Origin of the sequence: Salegentibacter tibetensis (genome assembly GCF_020164485.1) — a bacterium.
In the GTDB taxonomy this organism is placed as follows: domain Bacteria; phylum Bacteroidota; class Bacteroidia; order Flavobacteriales; family Flavobacteriaceae; genus Salegentibacter; species Salegentibacter tibetensis.
This window is the reverse complement of the sequence record NZ_JAIQZA010000014.1, coordinates 72555-88476: the sequence shown is the minus strand read 5'-3', so window position 1 is coordinate 88476 and position 15922 is coordinate 72555. Positions and strand designations below refer to the sequence as shown.

Below are 15922 nucleotides of genomic sequence, written 5' to 3'. Positions count from 1 at the left end.
GATTAAAATTGATTAAGCACGAAGAAAAATACTGCCCAAGGTGTAAGACAGAATTTGAATGTAAGGTTGGTTCCATACAACTCTGTCAGTGCTCTGATATAAAGTTAGAGAATAAGGAACTTGAGTACATCCGAGGTTTATATGAAAACTGCCTCTGTGCAAGATGTATGAAAGAACTAAAAACAGAGTTCCACAACCAAAATTACCAAAGTAAACTGAAAGATATCTTGGGTGTATTTTATAGATCACCAAAAATTGAGAAATGACAGTCGAAGAAAATATTAGAAAATCGGAAACACGAATTTTTAAAGCCGTTTTCCCGAATACTACTAATCATTATGATACCCTTTTTGGGGGAACTGCAATGCAGATGATGGATGAAGTAGCCTTTATAACGGCTACACGTTTTACAAGACAAACTGTGGTTACCGTGAGTAGCGACAAAATTGACTTTAGAAAACCAATTCCTTCAGGAACAATCGTTGAACTTATCGGAAAAGTTGTACACCTGGGAAACAAAAGCCTCAAGGTAAATGTAGAAGTTTTTACTGAACAGATGTATTCTGAACATAGGGAAAAAGCCATTCAGGGAGAGTTTGCGTTTGTGGCAATTGATGAAAATAAGAAACCGATTCCGATAAGGAAATAAGTCCAGAAGCTTAAATGAGGTCTGTAAAATCTATAAGTTAAATCTTCAAAAACTCCTTTTAAGGGGGTTGTCATTTTTGCTCTTATAGACTAATTCAGTCCTGAGAAAATTATTTTAAACTCTACGTTTTATTATCACAATATCAGTTTAAAATTTTCATTTGTTGCTAGCGCTATTATACATGACATACAGCCATAGAATGCCGTGTAAAAGTATTTGTAATCACCGTGTGCAAAATGAACCATTAAAGCGGCTACTGCAAAATAATATAGCCATAGGCTGAAAGGGTTTTACCTGATGAATCATATTCCTATAATTACCAAAAACTTTTAATACTTCTCCATATCTACCATTGTAGCCTTCAACTTTCCTGAATACAGAAAGTAAAGTTAATTAGGTACGTTTTACCAGGTTATTCTAATTCATTTTGAAAAAAAATTAAATATTATTTATTTAGGTTTAGTAGATGGTACAGGACTATAGAGAAACCTTTTTTGGCGATGAAAAAAATTGAGGCCGGCAAAAATTTTTATTTCCCAAAAAAAATCCTTTACATTTGAAAACGTAAACTTTAGGGGTGCTGATTTTTAAAATTGGCTGAGATAAAACCCTTTGAACCTGATCCGGTTAATACCCGCGAAGGGAAAAGTGTTATCTACATATTTTCTACCATAATTCCGTTTTTGAAGGAATTCTGGTTTGTATTTACTTTTTTCTTTAGGGGATCCCCCTGCAGTTTACAGCTATTAAATATCAACAAATGATAACTGTAAACGTAAACAACACCGCCCACACTTTTAATTCACCATCCAATCTTCAGGACCTTTTGACGCAGCTTGATATTTCTGAAAAAGGAATTGCTGTAGCTATCAATAATCAGATTATTTCTAAAAACGATTGGAACCGGCGAGAATTGGCCGAAGGTGAAAACATACTCATTATCAGGGCTACTCAGGGAGGATAAATGTGCTTCGGAAGCATTTCCGTAAGCCAGAAAATACCAACACTAAACAGAAGTAATTATGAAAAAGGACCAGACTCCAAAGCAGCAAACCATTAGCCGCGCACCTTTTCCCAATTCCGAAAAGATCTATGTAAGCGGAAAAATCCATCCGGATATTAAAATCCCTATGCGGAAGATCTCCCTTAGCGACACGGTAGATAAATTCAACGGAAAAGTAGAGAAAAACGAGCCTGTATTGGTTTATGACACCAGCGGTGCGTACACAGATCCAATGGTAGAGATAGATGTTCGAAAAGGCTTACAACCTATTCGCAACGGCTGGATTGCCGGCCGGGAAGATGTAGAGCAATTACAAGGCCTTTCTTCGGCTTACGGGCGCGAAAGGGAAAACAACGAAAAGCTGGACGAGCTGCGTTTTAAAAGAAACAGAAAACCTCTTAAAGCAAAACCCGGGGAGAATGTTACTCAGATGCACTATGCAAGGAAAGGCATTATCACCCCCGAAATGGAATATATTGCCATCCGTGAAAACCAGAAGCTGGAGGAGATAACCCAAATTTCAGAACAGCACCCTGGAAACAGTTTTGGGGCCAGTATTCCGAAAGTAATTACTCCGGAATTTGTGCGAGATGAGGTCGCTCGCGGCAGGGCAATTATTCCTTCCAACATTAATCACCCCGAAAATGAGCCGATGATTATTGGCCGCAACTTCCTGGTGAAGATTAACGCCAACATCGGGAATTCTGCCGTGTCCTCATCTATCGAAGAAGAAGTGGAAAAAGCAGTTTGGGCCTGCCGATGGGGAGCAGATACCATTATGGATCTTTCTACCGGAAAGAACATTCACGAAACCCGCGAATGGATCCTTAGAAACTCACCGGTACCTATTGGGACCGTGCCTATTTACCAGGCCCTGGAAAAAGTAAACGGAAAAGCAGAAGACCTCACCTGGGAAATTTTCAAAGATACGCTAATAGAACAGGCCGAGCAGGGAGTAGATTATTTTACCATTCACGCCGGCGTGCGTTTGGCTTACGTACCGCATACTGCGAAACGTGTCACGGGACTGGTTTCCCGAGGAGGTTCTATAATGGCAAAATGGTGTTTGGCGCACCACAAGGAAAGTTTTCTGTACACACATTTCGAGGAGATTTGTGAGATCATGAAAGCTTATGATGTTTCGTTCTCTTTAGGTGACGGGCTACGTCCCGGAAGTATTGCCGATGCAAATGATTACGCCCAATTTGCCGAGCTTGAGACTTTGGGGGAGCTTACAAAAATCGCCTGGAAACACGATGTACAATGTATTATTGAAGGCCCTGGCCATATCCCTATGCACATGATCAAGGAAAATATGGACAAGCAACTGGAGGTATGCGGGGAAGCTCCTTTTTACACTTTGGGTCCATTGACCACAGATATCGCTCCCGGCTATGACCACATAACCAGTGGGATTGGCGCGGCGATGATCGGTTGGTTTGGTTGCGCAATGCTTTGTTACGTGACCCCAAAAGAGCATTTGGGACTGCCAAACAGGGACGATGTAAAGGAAGGAGTAATTACCTACAAAATCGCTGCCCACGCTGCAGATTTAGCGAAAGGTCACCCGGGAGCACAGCACAGGGATGATGCTTTGAGTAAAGCCCGGTTCGAATTTAGATGGGAAGATCAGTTTAATTTGGCGCTTGATCCAGATACGGCGAGGTCTTACCACGATGAAACTTTACCTTCTGAAAATGCTAAAGTTGCCCATTTCTGTTCTATGTGCGGACCAAATTTCTGCTCTATGAAAATCACGCAGGATGTGCGGAATTTTGCGGAAGCAAATGGAATGGATACCCAGGAGGCGATTGAAGAAGGAATGAAAAAGAAATCGGAAGAATTTAAAGCAAAAGGAAGTGAAGTTTACCTGTAAACCGAAATTTAGATGCTTGTTCTTATTACTTCGGAAGAAAATTACAGTGATGAAAAGGAACAGCTCATTCATTTTTTTGAAAATGGGCTGCCCTTTTTACATGTTCGTAAACCGGGAATGACCGTAGAAATATTAAAGGGTTGGTTATCACAATTTGAAGAAAAATATATTCAAAAAATGGTAATTCATGAACATCATTGTTTAGCTGAAATTTTTCCGGTAAAAGGAATTCATTTAAAGGAAAGCTTCCGAAACAATCAAAAAAATTTAGCTGAATTTGTTGAGAGGTATAAATCAAACGGCTTTACGATCAGTTCCTCATTTCACGATTCAGTACAGTTGAAAAATAATACTTCATCATTTGATTATGTTTTTTTGAGTCCGGTATTCAATTCGGTTTCAAAACAAGGATATGAAGGGCAAACTTTTAATGTGGAAAAATTGCAACAAAAAGTCATCGCTTTAGGCGGAATTGAAGCAGATAAAATATCCAAAACAAAAGAAATGGGATATGCAGGAGTAGCAGTATTGGGAGCTGTATGGCTCACTGAATACAGGAACAAGGCTTTTACTGAAATCTATAATGAATACAGAAATGTCTACCACTAACAGGCCATTTGTTTTAAGTATCGCCGGATTCGACCCATCAGGTGGAGCCGGATTGTTGGCAGATGTCAAGACCTTTGAAATGCTGGGCTGTTACGGTTTGGCGGTAAACACTGCAAATACTATTCAGAATGATAAAAAATTTGAAGCCTGTCACTGGACTTCTGAAGTTATTATCTTTCAGCAACTGGAACTTTTATTGGAAAGTTTTCCTGTGGGAATAGCGAAAATCGGAATTGTAGAGAATCTTCAGGTTTTGACAAAAGTGATTGACAAACTACTGGTTATAAATCAAAATATTAAAATTATTTGGGACCCGGTTTTAAAGTCTAGTAGCGGATTCTCATTTCAGGAACCACATGAATTTCAGAAGAATTTGGAATCGGTTATGGAGAGGGTTTTCCTTGTCACTCCCAATTTTGAGGAATTGCAAGTATTTTATCCGGAATTAAATATGGAAGAAACGATTCGGAAAATAAGCAGCCAAACCAATTTATACCTCAAAGGAGGACATCGGCCAGAATTTATCGGCCTGGATGAACTTTTTACCACTGAAGGGGAATGCCTGAGCTTTAAGCCAAACCGAACCGGTTGTTCAGAAAAGCACGGCAGCGGATGCGTTGTATCCTCGGCACTTGCAGCACATTTGGCGTTGGGGGATTCACTTCCCGAAGCTGCCCGAAAAGCAAAAGATTACATCGAAAAAATATTAGCATCAAACAAAACATTGTTAGCAAACCATAACATATGATCTCCAACTTACACTACATATCACAGGGAGAAACGCCCAAAGAACACCTGGAAAACATTCGCAGGATGTGTGCCGCCGGGGCAGACTGGATTCAGTTGCGCCTCAAGAACGAAGCTTATGAGACAGTTCTCGAAACAGCAAAAGCAGCTAAGGAAATTTGTGATCAATTTCAGGTGAAATTGATCATCAATGACTTTCCGGAGGTTGTAAAAGAAGTTAATGCCAGTGGCGTTCATTTAGGCAAAGAAGACAACTGCCCATTGGAAGCCAGAAAGCTCCTGGGGCCAAATAAGATCATTGGAGGAACGGCAAACACACTGGAGGATTGTGAAAGACTTTGTGAAAAGCAGGTAGATTATATTGGCCTCGGTCCCTTCCGCTTTACAACCACCAAAAAGAACCTTAGTCCCATATTAGGGCCAGCTGGTTATCGTAAGCTGTTAAGCAATCTTCGTGCTAAAGGAAAATCAATTCCCGTAATCGCCATTGGCGGGATTATTCCGGAGGACCTTCCGGTTTTAGCAGAAAGTGGGGTTAACGGTGTGGCAATTTCTGGATGGCTTACTACGCATCCAAAGCCTGAAATGATCTTTAGGAGAATTCAACAACAATTTTCAGAAAAACAATTATGAGCAAAACAGATCAATTAAAAATAGCAGATAAGACCTTTTCTTCCCGTTTGTTTACGGGAACAGGAAAATTCAGCTCTTCAGAAGTAATGCAACAGGCGGTTTTAGCCTCAGAAAGTGAACTGGTTACCGTGGCTTTGAAAAGGGTGGAACCGGGCAATGACGATGATCAGATGATCGCTGCCTTAAAAGATCCTTACATCAGCCTTCTCCCAAATACTTCGGGAGTTCGGAATGCCAAAGAAGCTGTATTTGCTGCTCAAATGGCCAGGGAAGCACTGGAAACAAATTGGGTAAAAGTAGAAATACATCCCGATCCTAAATATTTATTGCCCGACCCTATAGAGACTTTAAAAGCCTGTGAGGAATTAGTGAGTCTGGGATTCGTAGTAATGCCCTACATCCACGCCGACCCTGTTTTGTGCAAACGCCTGGAAGAAGTAGGGGCTCAGTGTGTAATGCCTTTAGGTGCCCCAATTGGGAGCAATAAAGGTTTAAAAACACAGGATTTCCTGGAGATTATAATTGAACAAAGCAATGTGCCGGTTATCGTAGATGCGGGAATCGGGAGCCCGTCTCACGCCGCCCACGCGATGGAAATAGGTGCTGATGCGGTGTTGGTAAATACTGCAATCGCGGTTTCTCAAAATCCGGTGGAAATAGCAAAAGCTTTTAAACTCGCTGTTGAAGCGGGAAGGATTGCCTACACCGCGAAACTGGCGCCACAGAGACAACAAGCCGAAGCAAGTAGCCCGTTAACACAATTTCTTTATGAGTAGTTTCAAAGAAACTTTGAGTAAATATTCCTGGGAGGAGGTGCTGGAAAGCATTTTCTCCAAAACAGAAGCCGATGTACATTCTGCATTGCAGAGCAGCAAGAGGGATCTTGAGGATTTTAAAGCCCTTATTTCTCCTGCCGCAAAGCCTTTTCTGGAACAGATGGCGCAACAAAGCAAGAAGATTACCAAAAAACGCTTTGGAAATACGATGCAAATGTACGCTCCCATGTACCTGAGCAATGAATGCCAGAATATTTGTACTTATTGTGGGTTTAGTATGACGAATAAAATTCCGAGGAAAACCTTGAGCGATGCCGAAATAATCAAGGAAGCCGAATTTTTAAAGTCAAAAGGCTACGACCACATCCTACTGGTAACCGGGGAAGCGAATAAGACTGTAGGCATTGATTATATGTGCAATGCGGTTAAACTACTGAGGCCATATTTTTCCAATATCTCTATTGAAATTCAACCATTGGACCAGGATGAATACGAGAAGTTGATTGAAAACGGACTTTACGCAACGCTGGTTTATCAGGAAACCTATCACCGCGAGACCTATAAGATCCATCACCCAAAAGGGAAAAAATCGAATTTTGATTATCGATTGGAAACCGCAGACCGGCTTGGAAGAGCGGGAATCCATAAGATTGGGATTGGTGCGCTTTTCGGACTAGAAGATTGGAGGGCAGATAGCTTTTTCACTGCTTTGCATCTAAAATATTTGCAAAAGACCTATTGGAAAACCAGGTATTCCATTTCATTTCCGCGTTTGCGGCCGTTTAGCGGCGGACTTGAACCTAAAATAGAAATGACAGATCCCGATTTGCTTCAGGTTATTTGTGCCTACAGATTGTTGGATGAAGAAGTGGAATTGTCTATTTCTACCCGGGAAAGTGAAATCTTTAGAAATAATATCATTCACCTGGGCATCAATTCCATGAGTGCTGAATCTAAAACGAATCCCGGAGGTTATGTAGTGGAACCACAATCTTTGGAGCAGTTTGAAATTTCCGACGAAAGAAGTACCGAAATTATTGCAAAAATGCTTTCGGAAAGCGGAATTGAACCTGTTTGGAAAGATTGGGAAAAAAGCTGGTAAAGATGTTGACAGAAAAAGAAAAACAGCGCTATCTACGGCATATCCTACTGAAGGAAATCGGTGAAGCGGGGCAACTAAAACTCAAGCAGGCGAAGGTATTGGTTATAGGTGCCGGCGGACTTGGATGTCCTGTCTTGCAATACCTTACCGCAGCCGGAGTTGGAAAAATAGGGGTTATAGATGCCGACCTGGTTGACAGTTCAAATTTACAACGGCAGATTCTTTTTGCGGAAAAAAATATTGGGGAGCCGAAAGTAATAGCTGCAAAAAACAAGCTTCAGGAGATGAATTCTTCGATAGAAATAGTGTCTTATAATGAGCGGTTGACGGCAAAAAATGCAGTTAATTTATTTTCGGATTATGACATCATAGTGGAAGGAAGTGATAATTTTATCACCAAATACCTTGCAAATGATGCCTCAGTTCTGGCAGGAAAGCCCTTGGTATTCGGCTCAATTTTTAAGTTTGAGGGACAGGTTTCGGTCTTCAATTATCAAAATGGACCCACTTACCGCTGCCTGTTTCCGGAGCCAGGTTCGCCCGAAGAGATGCCGTCCTGTAGTGAAGTCGGTGTTTTGGGGATCTTGCCGGGAATCATCGGAAATCTTCAGGCAAATGAAGTGTTAAAAATGATCCTGGGAATAGGAAATGTATTGTGGGGAAAATTGCTCCTTTTTGATGCGCTCGAAATGCAAACCCGAATCCTGCCATTTTCTAAAAATACTGATGTGGAGATAACAGAATTAAAGGAAATTAATTTTTCCTGTGAAACCAAACCTGGCGATTCAATCTCTTATCAGGAGTATTTAGAATCCCGGTCATCATTTACCTTACTTGACGTAAGAAATCATGAAGAACGAATCTCATTCAACCTTGGCGGGCTACATATCCCCCTTTCGGAATTAAGAAACAGGTGTGACGAATTAGCTTCCGATGATAATTTGCTGGTTTATTGTGCATCCGGCATAAGAAGTTCAAAAGCCATTTCTGAACTCAAAAAAATATTTAGCGGGAAGAAGATGTACAACCTGGAAGGGGGGCTTAAGAAGGTAAAACTCAATGCTGTCAACTAATGTTCCTCTTTACTGGTTAGATGGTGCATAAACAAGGAGAATCCAGTGAAGAGAGCGTGATAGCTATTAGAGGATATTTAGTACTCATATTTACTCAAATAACTTGAACCTATAGAATTGAATTAACAAAAAGCCCTTACTAATTAAGGCTTTAGACTGAATATTGAAGAATTCTTGCACTCTAAAATTTTGGGCTTTGAGCTCTCTTCGCTTATAAGGAAAATATCGTATAAAAATCGCCTTTAGGTGTTCGCCAAGATTTCCCGGCAGTTTATGGTTTGTTATCGAAATAAATAAATGATAATCATATTACTAAAGTTTATATTTCTATGGCTTTGGCCAATAGTCTATCACGAGTACTTTATCAAGATGAGGCCCCACTATATCTCCAAAAGCTTCATGCGCAGGGTGAGGAAGGTATTCGTCCCTGGATTTTTCATCCTTAAAGGTGAGAAAAAAACAATGGGTAAAACCATCTGATAATCCTTCTGGGCTAACATCTGTTCCCCATTCAAAATTTAGAATCCCATCAATTTTATTTGGAAGCGACCTAAATGCGTCTATTATCTCTTGGATATCAGTTTCTGTAGCGCTGTCTTTAAATTTAAATAATACTACATGTCTCAATACCTGTTCAGTTTGTTCCGTGGCATTGGGATGGTTAACTAATCTATCTGTAGATTCCTGATTATTCTTAGATTGTTCACAGGAGATAAGTGCCAGGAATAATGAGAATTTTAAAAATATAGATTTTTTCATGTTTCGTTGCTTTTGGATGAGATTACTGGACTTTCGAGAAACTAAGTAACAAAAAAGAAAAGGAAAAAAATGGCCGCTTTAAATTTTGTAGAGTGTATTCGCTTTTATATCAGCGATTCCAGCCAGTTATTTTTATTTGTTCTCATTGCTAGCTATTCGTGCTCTAAGGTTATTCATATCCTCACTTAACTTTTCGTCTAAAATCTTTGCGTAATGTTGGGTGATTTTTAATGATTTATGCCCAAGCATTTTGCTTACGCTTTCAATCGGGACACCATTTGAAAGGGTGACAGTGGTGGCAAATGTATGTCTGGCAACATGGAAGGTTAGTTTTTTTTGAATTTCGCATACATCGGCAATTTCTTTTAAGTAACTATTGGTTTTTTGATTTGATAGCACCGGTAACAAGGTGCCTTTAGGATTTTCAAAGTTTTTATATTTTTTAATAAGCTCTTCCGGAACTGTCAAAAGAGGAATGCTACTAAGCGATTTGGTTTTTGTTCTCTTAAACTTTAACCATTGTGAACCATCAATTCCTTTAATAATATTTTGGGTGGTTAGTTTTTCAATATCTGAATAAGAGCACCCGGTGTAGCATGAAAACAGAAATGCATCTCTTACTTGTTCCATTCTGGGGATAATGAAGCTTTTTTCCATTATTCTAATAATTTCTTCTTTAGTCAAAAATTCCCGGTCAATAGACTGGCGTTTTAGTTTTAAATTATAAAATGGATCCTTCTCCAACCAACCATTGGCAACAGCAATCCTAACAATTTTTTTTAAGTAGGCTAAATATTTTAAAGCTGAATTGTGAGAGAGGTTGAGTTCTGTTTTGAGATAGTAAATAAAACTATTAATGAATTTGGTATCAATATCTTTAACCCGAAAATCATCTGATTTATAATTCGATGAAATAAAATTTGTTAAATGTTTTTTGGTAGTATTATAGCGCTGAAGGGTTCTAAAGGAATAATCTTTTCCAACCAGTTTTTCCATTCTTAAATTGTGATCCTCAAATATTTGTAAAATTCCTTTTTTTGAATCGTCTTTACCTATATAAATATCCTTCAATATAGTTGCGGTAATATTTTCGTCCGTATCCTGAAGTTTTTGATATATGCTGTATAGACGGTTCTTCATAATATCCAGGTTCCTATTTATTGATTTAGCTTCAATGGAATTGCCTTTAAAACAATTGGCTTTTGAATTCCATTTGTTTAATTCTACTTTTCTCATTGTGCTAACTTCGGCTCTTTTCCCATTATAGGTGATTCTCATATAAATAGGAACTTTCCCTTGTTTGTCGGTTTTACCTCTCTTGATATAAAAGAGAATTGATAATAAGTTCTGCATAATGATATATTTTTGAATGCTAAATCTAAAGAAAAAAAACCAAATAATATGAATGTAAAAACCATTAAATCAATATGTTAAGGTGAATTCGGTGACCTATTTTTAAAATTCAGAAAGGGCACCGAATAGGACACTTTTAATACCTATTTAAATGATATTATTTGATATTGTAAAAAATGAAAAACCCCGTAAACAGTGAAGTTTACGGGGTTTTGGTGTTGTTTGTAGGCTTAAAAGTACTCGAGGCGGGAATCGAACCCGCACAACCGAAGTTACTGGATTTTGAATCCAGCGCGTCTACCAGTTCCGCCACTCGAGCAAGTGGAGGGCAAAAGTAAAAAATTTTTCCCACCCCCAAATGTTTTTTTCTAATTTTAAAATTTCACTCTAAACTTATTCGTGAGGTGTGAAAGGAATTAATTTCTAAATTTGCAGCACAACAAACAACATTCACACAAAAACAACACAACATGCCCAACGTAATTCCCGAGGCCAAAATTTTTTCCTGCACCCAGAGTAAAGCTTTAGCTGAAAAAATAGCGGCTGCTTACGGTACCAAACTAGGAAATGTAATTACTTCCACTTATAGCGATGGTGAATTTCAGCCTTCATTTGAAGAGTCGGTGAGAGGTTCAAGAGTTTTTATTATTGGTTCTACCCACCCGGGCTCAGACCATTTAATGGAGATGCTTTTAATGCTTGATGCTGCTAAAAGGGCTTCGGCAAGACATATCACGGCTGTACTTCCGTATTTCGGTTGGGCACGCCAGGATAGAAAAGATAAACCAAGAGTGCCAATTGCAGCAAAAATGATAGCCAGTATTCTGGAAACCGCCGGTGCTACCAGAATTATAACCATGGATCTGCATGCTGATCAAATTCAGGGATTCTTCGAAAAACCTGTAGATCATCTTTATGCTTCCACGGTATTTCTTCCGCATTTGAAGAATTTAAAGTTAGATAATTTAACGGTTGCATCACCAGATATGGGAGGTTCTAAACGAGCTTATGCTTATTCTAAAGCATTGGAAAGCGACGTGGTAATTTGCTATAAGCAACGGGCAAAAGCCAATGTGATCTCGCATATGGAACTTATTGGTAATGTTGAAGGTAAAAATGTGGTTTTGGTAGACGATATGGTAGATACTGCCGGAACTTTGACCAAAGCTGCAGATTTAATGATGGAGCGCGGAGCAAAAAGCGTACGTGCAATTTGTACTCACCCGGTACTTTCCGGAGAAGCCTACGACCGGATTGAGAAATCCAAACTTCAGGAGCTAATTGTAACCGATTCTATTCCACTAAGGCAGGAAAGTCGAAAAATTAAAGTGGTGAGCTGTGCCAATCTTTTTGCCGATGTTATGAATAGGGTACACAACAATAAATCCATCAGTTCTAAATTCATTATGTAATCGAAATTTGACTGCAGATAATTTATTGTCAGGTTTTTGGTTATATTTCTTAATTAAAATCTTCTTTTTAAAGAATTTTAAGTCAGGGTTTTATAGAAAGGAAAAAAGCGCTACTTTTGCAGCCTAAAATTTTTGAATAATGAAATCAATTACGATCAACGGATCTAAAAGAGAAAGCGTAGGAAAGAAAGCCACGAAGGCCCTGCGTAATGCTGGACAGGTTCCTTGCGTATTATACGGGGGAGATGCCAAGCCGTTGCATTTTGCAACAGAAGAAATTTCGTTTAACGACCTTGTGTACACCCCAGATGTGCATACAGTGGAAATTAAATTTGGAGATAGCGAGAAATTTAACGCCATTCTTCAGGACATTCAATTCCACCCGGTTACCGATGCTATTTTGCACGTAGATTTCTACCAGATTAGTGATGATAAACCAATCACTATGGAAATTCCTATCCATACCGAAGGTATCGCGAGAGGTGTTAAAAATGGGGGTGTTTTACGTTACAACCTACGTCGTTTAAAAGTAAGAGGTTTGGCCAACGAATTGCCAGATTATATTACTGCAAACGTTACCAAACTTAAAATTGGTCAAAAACTTTACGTCACTGCTGTTGCAGATGAGTCTTACGAGATTCAGCACCCAGATAACACAGTAATTTGCCAGGTTAGAACTTCACGTAATATTGTTGCCCTTGAGGACGACGAAGATGAAGATGAAGTACCAGCAGACGAAGTACCATCTACTGAAACAAGTGATGAGGCTGCAGTTAAAGAAGGAGAAGATAATTAATCTTTTCTTTTTTCAGCAAAAATCTAAAAGCATCCCAAACGGGGTGCTTTTTTTGTTTCCTCACTAAATGAGATTTAAAATAATCTGTTGTTTTTTTTCAAAATTTATTTTGGGTTTGCTCCGGGTTAGTTAACTAATTTGTCTTTCAATCCTTATTAAAAACTTTTAGTTAGATATTCTAATAATTTTATCTTTACCAAAACAAACGCTATGCTGTCTTTCTTCGGAAAAATACTAAGTAAGAAAAAGCCCCAGGAAGAAGAACAAGATCCCATGAAGAAATTTTTGATCGCCGGGTTGGGAAATCCCGGTCCTAAATACCAAAATACCCGCCATAATATAGGTTTTAAAATTCTTGATTATATAGCCGAAAAAGAAGAAGTAAGTTTTTCTACAGGGAAATTAGGAGATGTAGCTCAATTCAAATTCAAGGGCCGAACCTTTGTGCTGCTGAAGCCTTCAACTTATATGAATTTAAGCGGGAAAGCCATTAATTACTGGCTTCAGAAAGAAAAAATAGCCATAGAAAATCTTCTGGTGATCACCGATGATCTTAATCTGGCTTTTGGCACTATTCGATTAAAAACCAAAGGTAGTGACGGTGGGCATAACGGACTAAAAGATATCCAGAGTACGTTGAATACCACGAAATACAATAGGTTTAGATTTGGAATTAGCGACGAATTTTCCAAAGGCCAGCAAGTAGATTATGTGCTTGGTGAATGGGGAGAAGAAGAGAAAAAAGTATTGCCGGAACGCTTTCAGAAATCGGCCGAGTTGGTAAAATCTTTTGGAACGGCAGGCGTTTCAAATACAATGAATTCATTTAACGGAAAATAAGTAGGCCTTGAAAATACATAAAGGAGCAAATGCTTTTAGGAGTGAAAAACAAACAGTAGTTACCATTGGTACTTTTGATGGGGTTCACGCCGGTCACCAAAAAATTATAAAGCGTCTCGTAGATGCCGCGATGATCGAGAATCTTGAGTCGGTGATCTTCACTTTTTTTCCGCATCCAAGAATGGTTCTGCAAAAAGAAAGCGGATTAAAACTTATAAATACCATAGAAGAACGCATCGAAATTCTGGAAAACACCGGGATAGATCATTTAGTGGTGCATCCATTTACCCAGCAATTTTCAAGGCTTACCGCGCAGGAATTTGTGCGTGATATTTTAGTTAATCGCTTAAAGGCGAAGAAAGTGATCATTGGTTACGACCATCGTTTTGGTCGAAATCGCACCGCAGATATTAACACGCTAAAGAAGTTTGGTGAAGAATATGGTTTTGATGTAGAAGAAATCACCAAGCAGGAAGTAGACCAGGTAGCGGTAAGTTCTACCAAGATCAGGAACGCGCTTTTAGACGGTAGGGTGGAGCAGGCCAATAGTTACCTGCAAACGCCTTTTAGTTTAAAGGGAAAAGTGGTAAAAGGTCGCGGTTTGGGAAAAGAATTCAATTATCCCACTGCGAATTTAAGCATTGAAGAAGACTATAAATTGATTCCTAAAAACGGGGTTTATGTGGCGAGATCTATAATTAATGGTAAACGCTACTTCGGGATGATGAATATTGGAACCAATCCCACGGTTGGTGGAGAAGAGCAAAGCATTGAAACTTATTTTTTTAATCTTGATGAAGACCTCTACGGACAAGAGCTGCGTATAGAAATGCTGGTAAGAATTCGCGATGAAAAGAAATTCAATTCTATTGAAGCTTTAAAAATAGCAATGCGACAGGACGAAGCTTTCTCCAGGCAATATATTAAAGATAACCATGCTGAATAAATGGCTCTTTAAGCAAGTAGATAATTCGGCGCTTATTGCTTTCCGAATTATTTTTGGCTTGCTTATTACGCTTGAAGCCGTTGGGGCTATATTTACCGGGTGGATTCGCAGAACACTTATTGAGCCCGACTTCACCTTTAATTTTATTGGTTTTGAATTCCTGCAACCGTTACCGGGTGATGGAATGTTGTATTACTACGGAATTTTAGGACTGTTTGGTCTTTTTGTAATGCTGGGCTTTAAATACCGCCTTAGTATTTTTTGTTATACTATAATGTGGGCGGGAGTCTACCTGATGCAAAAATCTTCTTATAATAATCATTATTATTTACTGATGCTGCTGTGCGGCATTATGTTTTTTCTACCTGCACATCGTTATTTTTCTATAGACGCCTGGAAAAAACCAGATCTTAAGAAAATTTCCATGCCGCAATGGGTTTGGGTATTAATCGTCCTTCAATTATGGATTGTGTACACCTACGCTTCAGTAGCAAAATTATATCCAGATTGGTTAGATGGTACTTTGCCGGCAATGCTAATGCGCGGAAAAGCCGATTACTGGCTGGTAGGCGAATTTCTTCAGCAGGACTGGGTTAGATATGCTATCGCGTATTTCGGAATTTTATTCGATTTATTAATAATCCCCGCTCTTTTGTGGAAACGAACCCGAGTACCGGCTTTTATTCTCGCTATTTTCTTTCACCTGTTTAATAGTTTTATTTTCCACATTGGGATCTTCCCGTATTTATCACTGGCTTTTTGCCTGTTCTTTTTTCCTTCAGAAAAGATCAATAAATACATCCTTCGGAATAAAAAACCGTACTATGACAAGGGCGAAATAATAATCCCTTCTTATAGAAAACCATTAATAACAGTGCTTTCAATCTGGTTTGTGATCCAGATCGCTTTACCTCTTAGACATTGGTTTTTCCAGGATAATGTGTTGTGGACCGAAGAAGCCCATCGCCTCAGTTGGCGAATGATGCTGCGTTCCCGTTCTGGAAAAACCACTTTTAAAGTAGTTGAAAAAGGAAAAAGAGACACTATTTACGTGAATAAAGCCAGGTATTTAAGTCCCAAACAAATGCGGTCGGTAAGTTCCAAACCCGATATGATGTGGCAGTTTGCGCAACGTTTAAAGGAAGATTATGCCGAAAAAGGTAAAGATGTAAAGGTTTTTGTGAAATCTGAAATAAGCATAAACGGCCGGCCTTATGAAAAATTCATAGACCCAAAAGTTGACCTTGCTGCTGAAAAATGGCAACATTTTAAACATCACAATTGGATTTTACCTTCAAAATTAGACTAGATTTTTAGAGGGCTTTTGTTACATTTGCTGCTTCAAATC

At 39.1% G+C, this 15922-nt stretch carries 17 protein-coding genes, 1 tRNA gene and 1 riboswitch; of the genes, 15 read left to right on the top strand and 3 right to left on the bottom strand.

Features of this window, described 5'->3' with window-relative positions; all coding sequences use genetic code 11:
- Positions 1-8 precede the first annotated feature (8 nt).
- The 10 genes from LB467_RS09400 (at position 9) to moeB (ending at position 8468) form a co-directional block, all read left to right on the top strand.
- Complete coding sequence (locus LB467_RS09400) at positions 9-266, top strand: cysteine-rich CWC family protein (RefSeq protein WP_224473775.1); 258 nt, start codon at positions 9-11, stop codon at positions 264-266.
- Positions 263-649 (top strand): acyl-CoA thioesterase, encoded by a 387-nt coding sequence (locus LB467_RS09395; RefSeq protein WP_224473774.1) that lies wholly within the window; start codon positions 263-265, stop codon positions 647-649. Before LB467_RS09400 ends, LB467_RS09395 begins: the two co-directional genes overlap by 4 nt.
- 563 nt (positions 650-1212) lie before the next feature.
- Positions 1213-1311: riboswitch (TPP riboswitch) on the top strand.
- Between the two features lie 98 nt (positions 1312-1409).
- The gene (gene thiS / locus LB467_RS09390; RefSeq protein ID WP_224473773.1) at positions 1410-1613 is read left to right on the top strand and encodes a sulfur carrier protein ThiS; all 204 of its coding nucleotides are present in this window, start codon (positions 1410-1412) and stop codon (positions 1611-1613) included.
- 58 nt (positions 1614-1671) lie between these two features.
- On the top strand, positions 1672-3528 hold the full coding sequence (gene thiC / locus LB467_RS09385; RefSeq protein WP_224473772.1) for a phosphomethylpyrimidine synthase ThiC: 1857 nt from the start codon (positions 1672-1674) through the stop codon (positions 3526-3528).
- A gap of 12 nt (positions 3529-3540) precedes the next feature.
- A complete protein-coding gene (locus LB467_RS09380; RefSeq protein ID WP_224473771.1) occupies positions 3541-4137 on the top strand; it encodes a thiamine phosphate synthase in 597 nt (198 codons plus the stop codon).
- Positions 4112-4885 (top strand): hydroxymethylpyrimidine/phosphomethylpyrimidine kinase, encoded by a 774-nt coding sequence (locus tag LB467_RS09375; protein ID WP_224473770.1) that lies wholly within the window; start codon positions 4112-4114, stop codon positions 4883-4885. The genes LB467_RS09380 and LB467_RS09375 overlap by 26 nt, the downstream gene beginning before the upstream one ends.
- A complete protein-coding gene (thiE, locus tag LB467_RS09370) occupies positions 4882-5517 on the top strand; it encodes a thiamine phosphate synthase (RefSeq protein WP_224473769.1) in 636 nt (211 codons plus the stop codon). The genes LB467_RS09375 and thiE overlap by 4 nt, the downstream gene beginning before the upstream one ends.
- Positions 5514-6293: a thiazole synthase gene (locus tag LB467_RS09365; RefSeq protein ID WP_224473768.1), complete on the top strand. Its 780-nt coding sequence runs from the start codon at positions 5514-5516 to the stop codon at positions 6291-6293. Before thiE ends, LB467_RS09365 begins: the two co-directional genes overlap by 4 nt.
- A complete protein-coding gene (thiH, locus tag LB467_RS09360; RefSeq protein WP_224473767.1) occupies positions 6286-7395 on the top strand; it encodes a 2-iminoacetate synthase ThiH in 1110 nt (369 codons plus the stop codon). Before LB467_RS09365 ends, thiH begins: the two co-directional genes overlap by 8 nt.
- 2 nt (positions 7396-7397) lie before the next feature.
- Complete coding sequence (gene moeB, locus LB467_RS09355; protein WP_224473766.1) at positions 7398-8468, top strand: HesA/MoeB/ThiF family protein; 1071 nt, start codon at positions 7398-7400, stop codon at positions 8466-8468.
- Between the two features lie 327 nt (positions 8469-8795).
- Here moeB and LB467_RS09350 read toward each other — a convergent pair whose 3' ends face one another.
- The 3 genes from LB467_RS09350 to LB467_RS09340 all read right to left on the bottom strand — a co-directional run bounded on the left by LB467_RS09350 (position 8796) and on the right by LB467_RS09340 (position 10899).
- Positions 8796-9227 carry a Dabb family protein gene (locus LB467_RS09350; RefSeq protein WP_224473765.1) on the bottom strand — a complete coding sequence of 144 codons (432 nt, stop codon included), beginning with the start codon at positions 9225-9227 and terminating at the stop codon, positions 8796-8798.
- 132 nt (positions 9228-9359) lie between these two features.
- Positions 9360-10580, bottom strand: a complete 1221-nt coding sequence (locus LB467_RS09345) for a site-specific integrase (RefSeq protein ID WP_224473764.1) — start codon at positions 10578-10580, stop codon at positions 9360-9362.
- 237 nt (positions 10581-10817) lie between these two features.
- Positions 10818-10899: transfer RNA gene (locus LB467_RS09340), tRNA-Leu, on the bottom strand.
- 151 nt (positions 10900-11050) lie between these two features.
- Here LB467_RS09340 and LB467_RS09335 point away from each other — a divergent pair.
- The 5 genes from LB467_RS09335 (at position 11051) to LB467_RS09315 (ending at position 15883) form a co-directional block, all read left to right on the top strand.
- Positions 11051-11992 (top strand): ribose-phosphate pyrophosphokinase, encoded by a 942-nt coding sequence (locus LB467_RS09335; protein ID WP_224473763.1) that lies wholly within the window; start codon positions 11051-11053, stop codon positions 11990-11992.
- A gap of 139 nt (positions 11993-12131) precedes the next feature.
- Positions 12132-12788, top strand: coding sequence for a 50S ribosomal protein L25/general stress protein Ctc (locus LB467_RS09330; RefSeq protein ID WP_224473762.1), 657 nt, complete (start codon positions 12132-12134; stop codon positions 12786-12788).
- A gap of 210 nt (positions 12789-12998) precedes the next feature.
- Entirely contained in the window at positions 12999-13628 is a 630-nt protein-coding gene (pth, locus tag LB467_RS09325; protein WP_224473761.1) for an aminoacyl-tRNA hydrolase, read from the top strand.
- Positions 13629-13635: 7 nt separating this feature from the next.
- Complete coding sequence (locus tag LB467_RS09320; RefSeq protein WP_224473760.1) at positions 13636-14574, top strand: bifunctional riboflavin kinase/FAD synthetase; 939 nt, start codon at positions 13636-13638, stop codon at positions 14572-14574.
- A complete protein-coding gene (locus LB467_RS09315; RefSeq protein WP_224473759.1) occupies positions 14564-15883 on the top strand; it encodes an HTTM domain-containing protein in 1320 nt (439 codons plus the stop codon). Before LB467_RS09320 ends, LB467_RS09315 begins: the two co-directional genes overlap by 11 nt.
- Positions 15884-15922 lie beyond the last annotated feature (39 nt).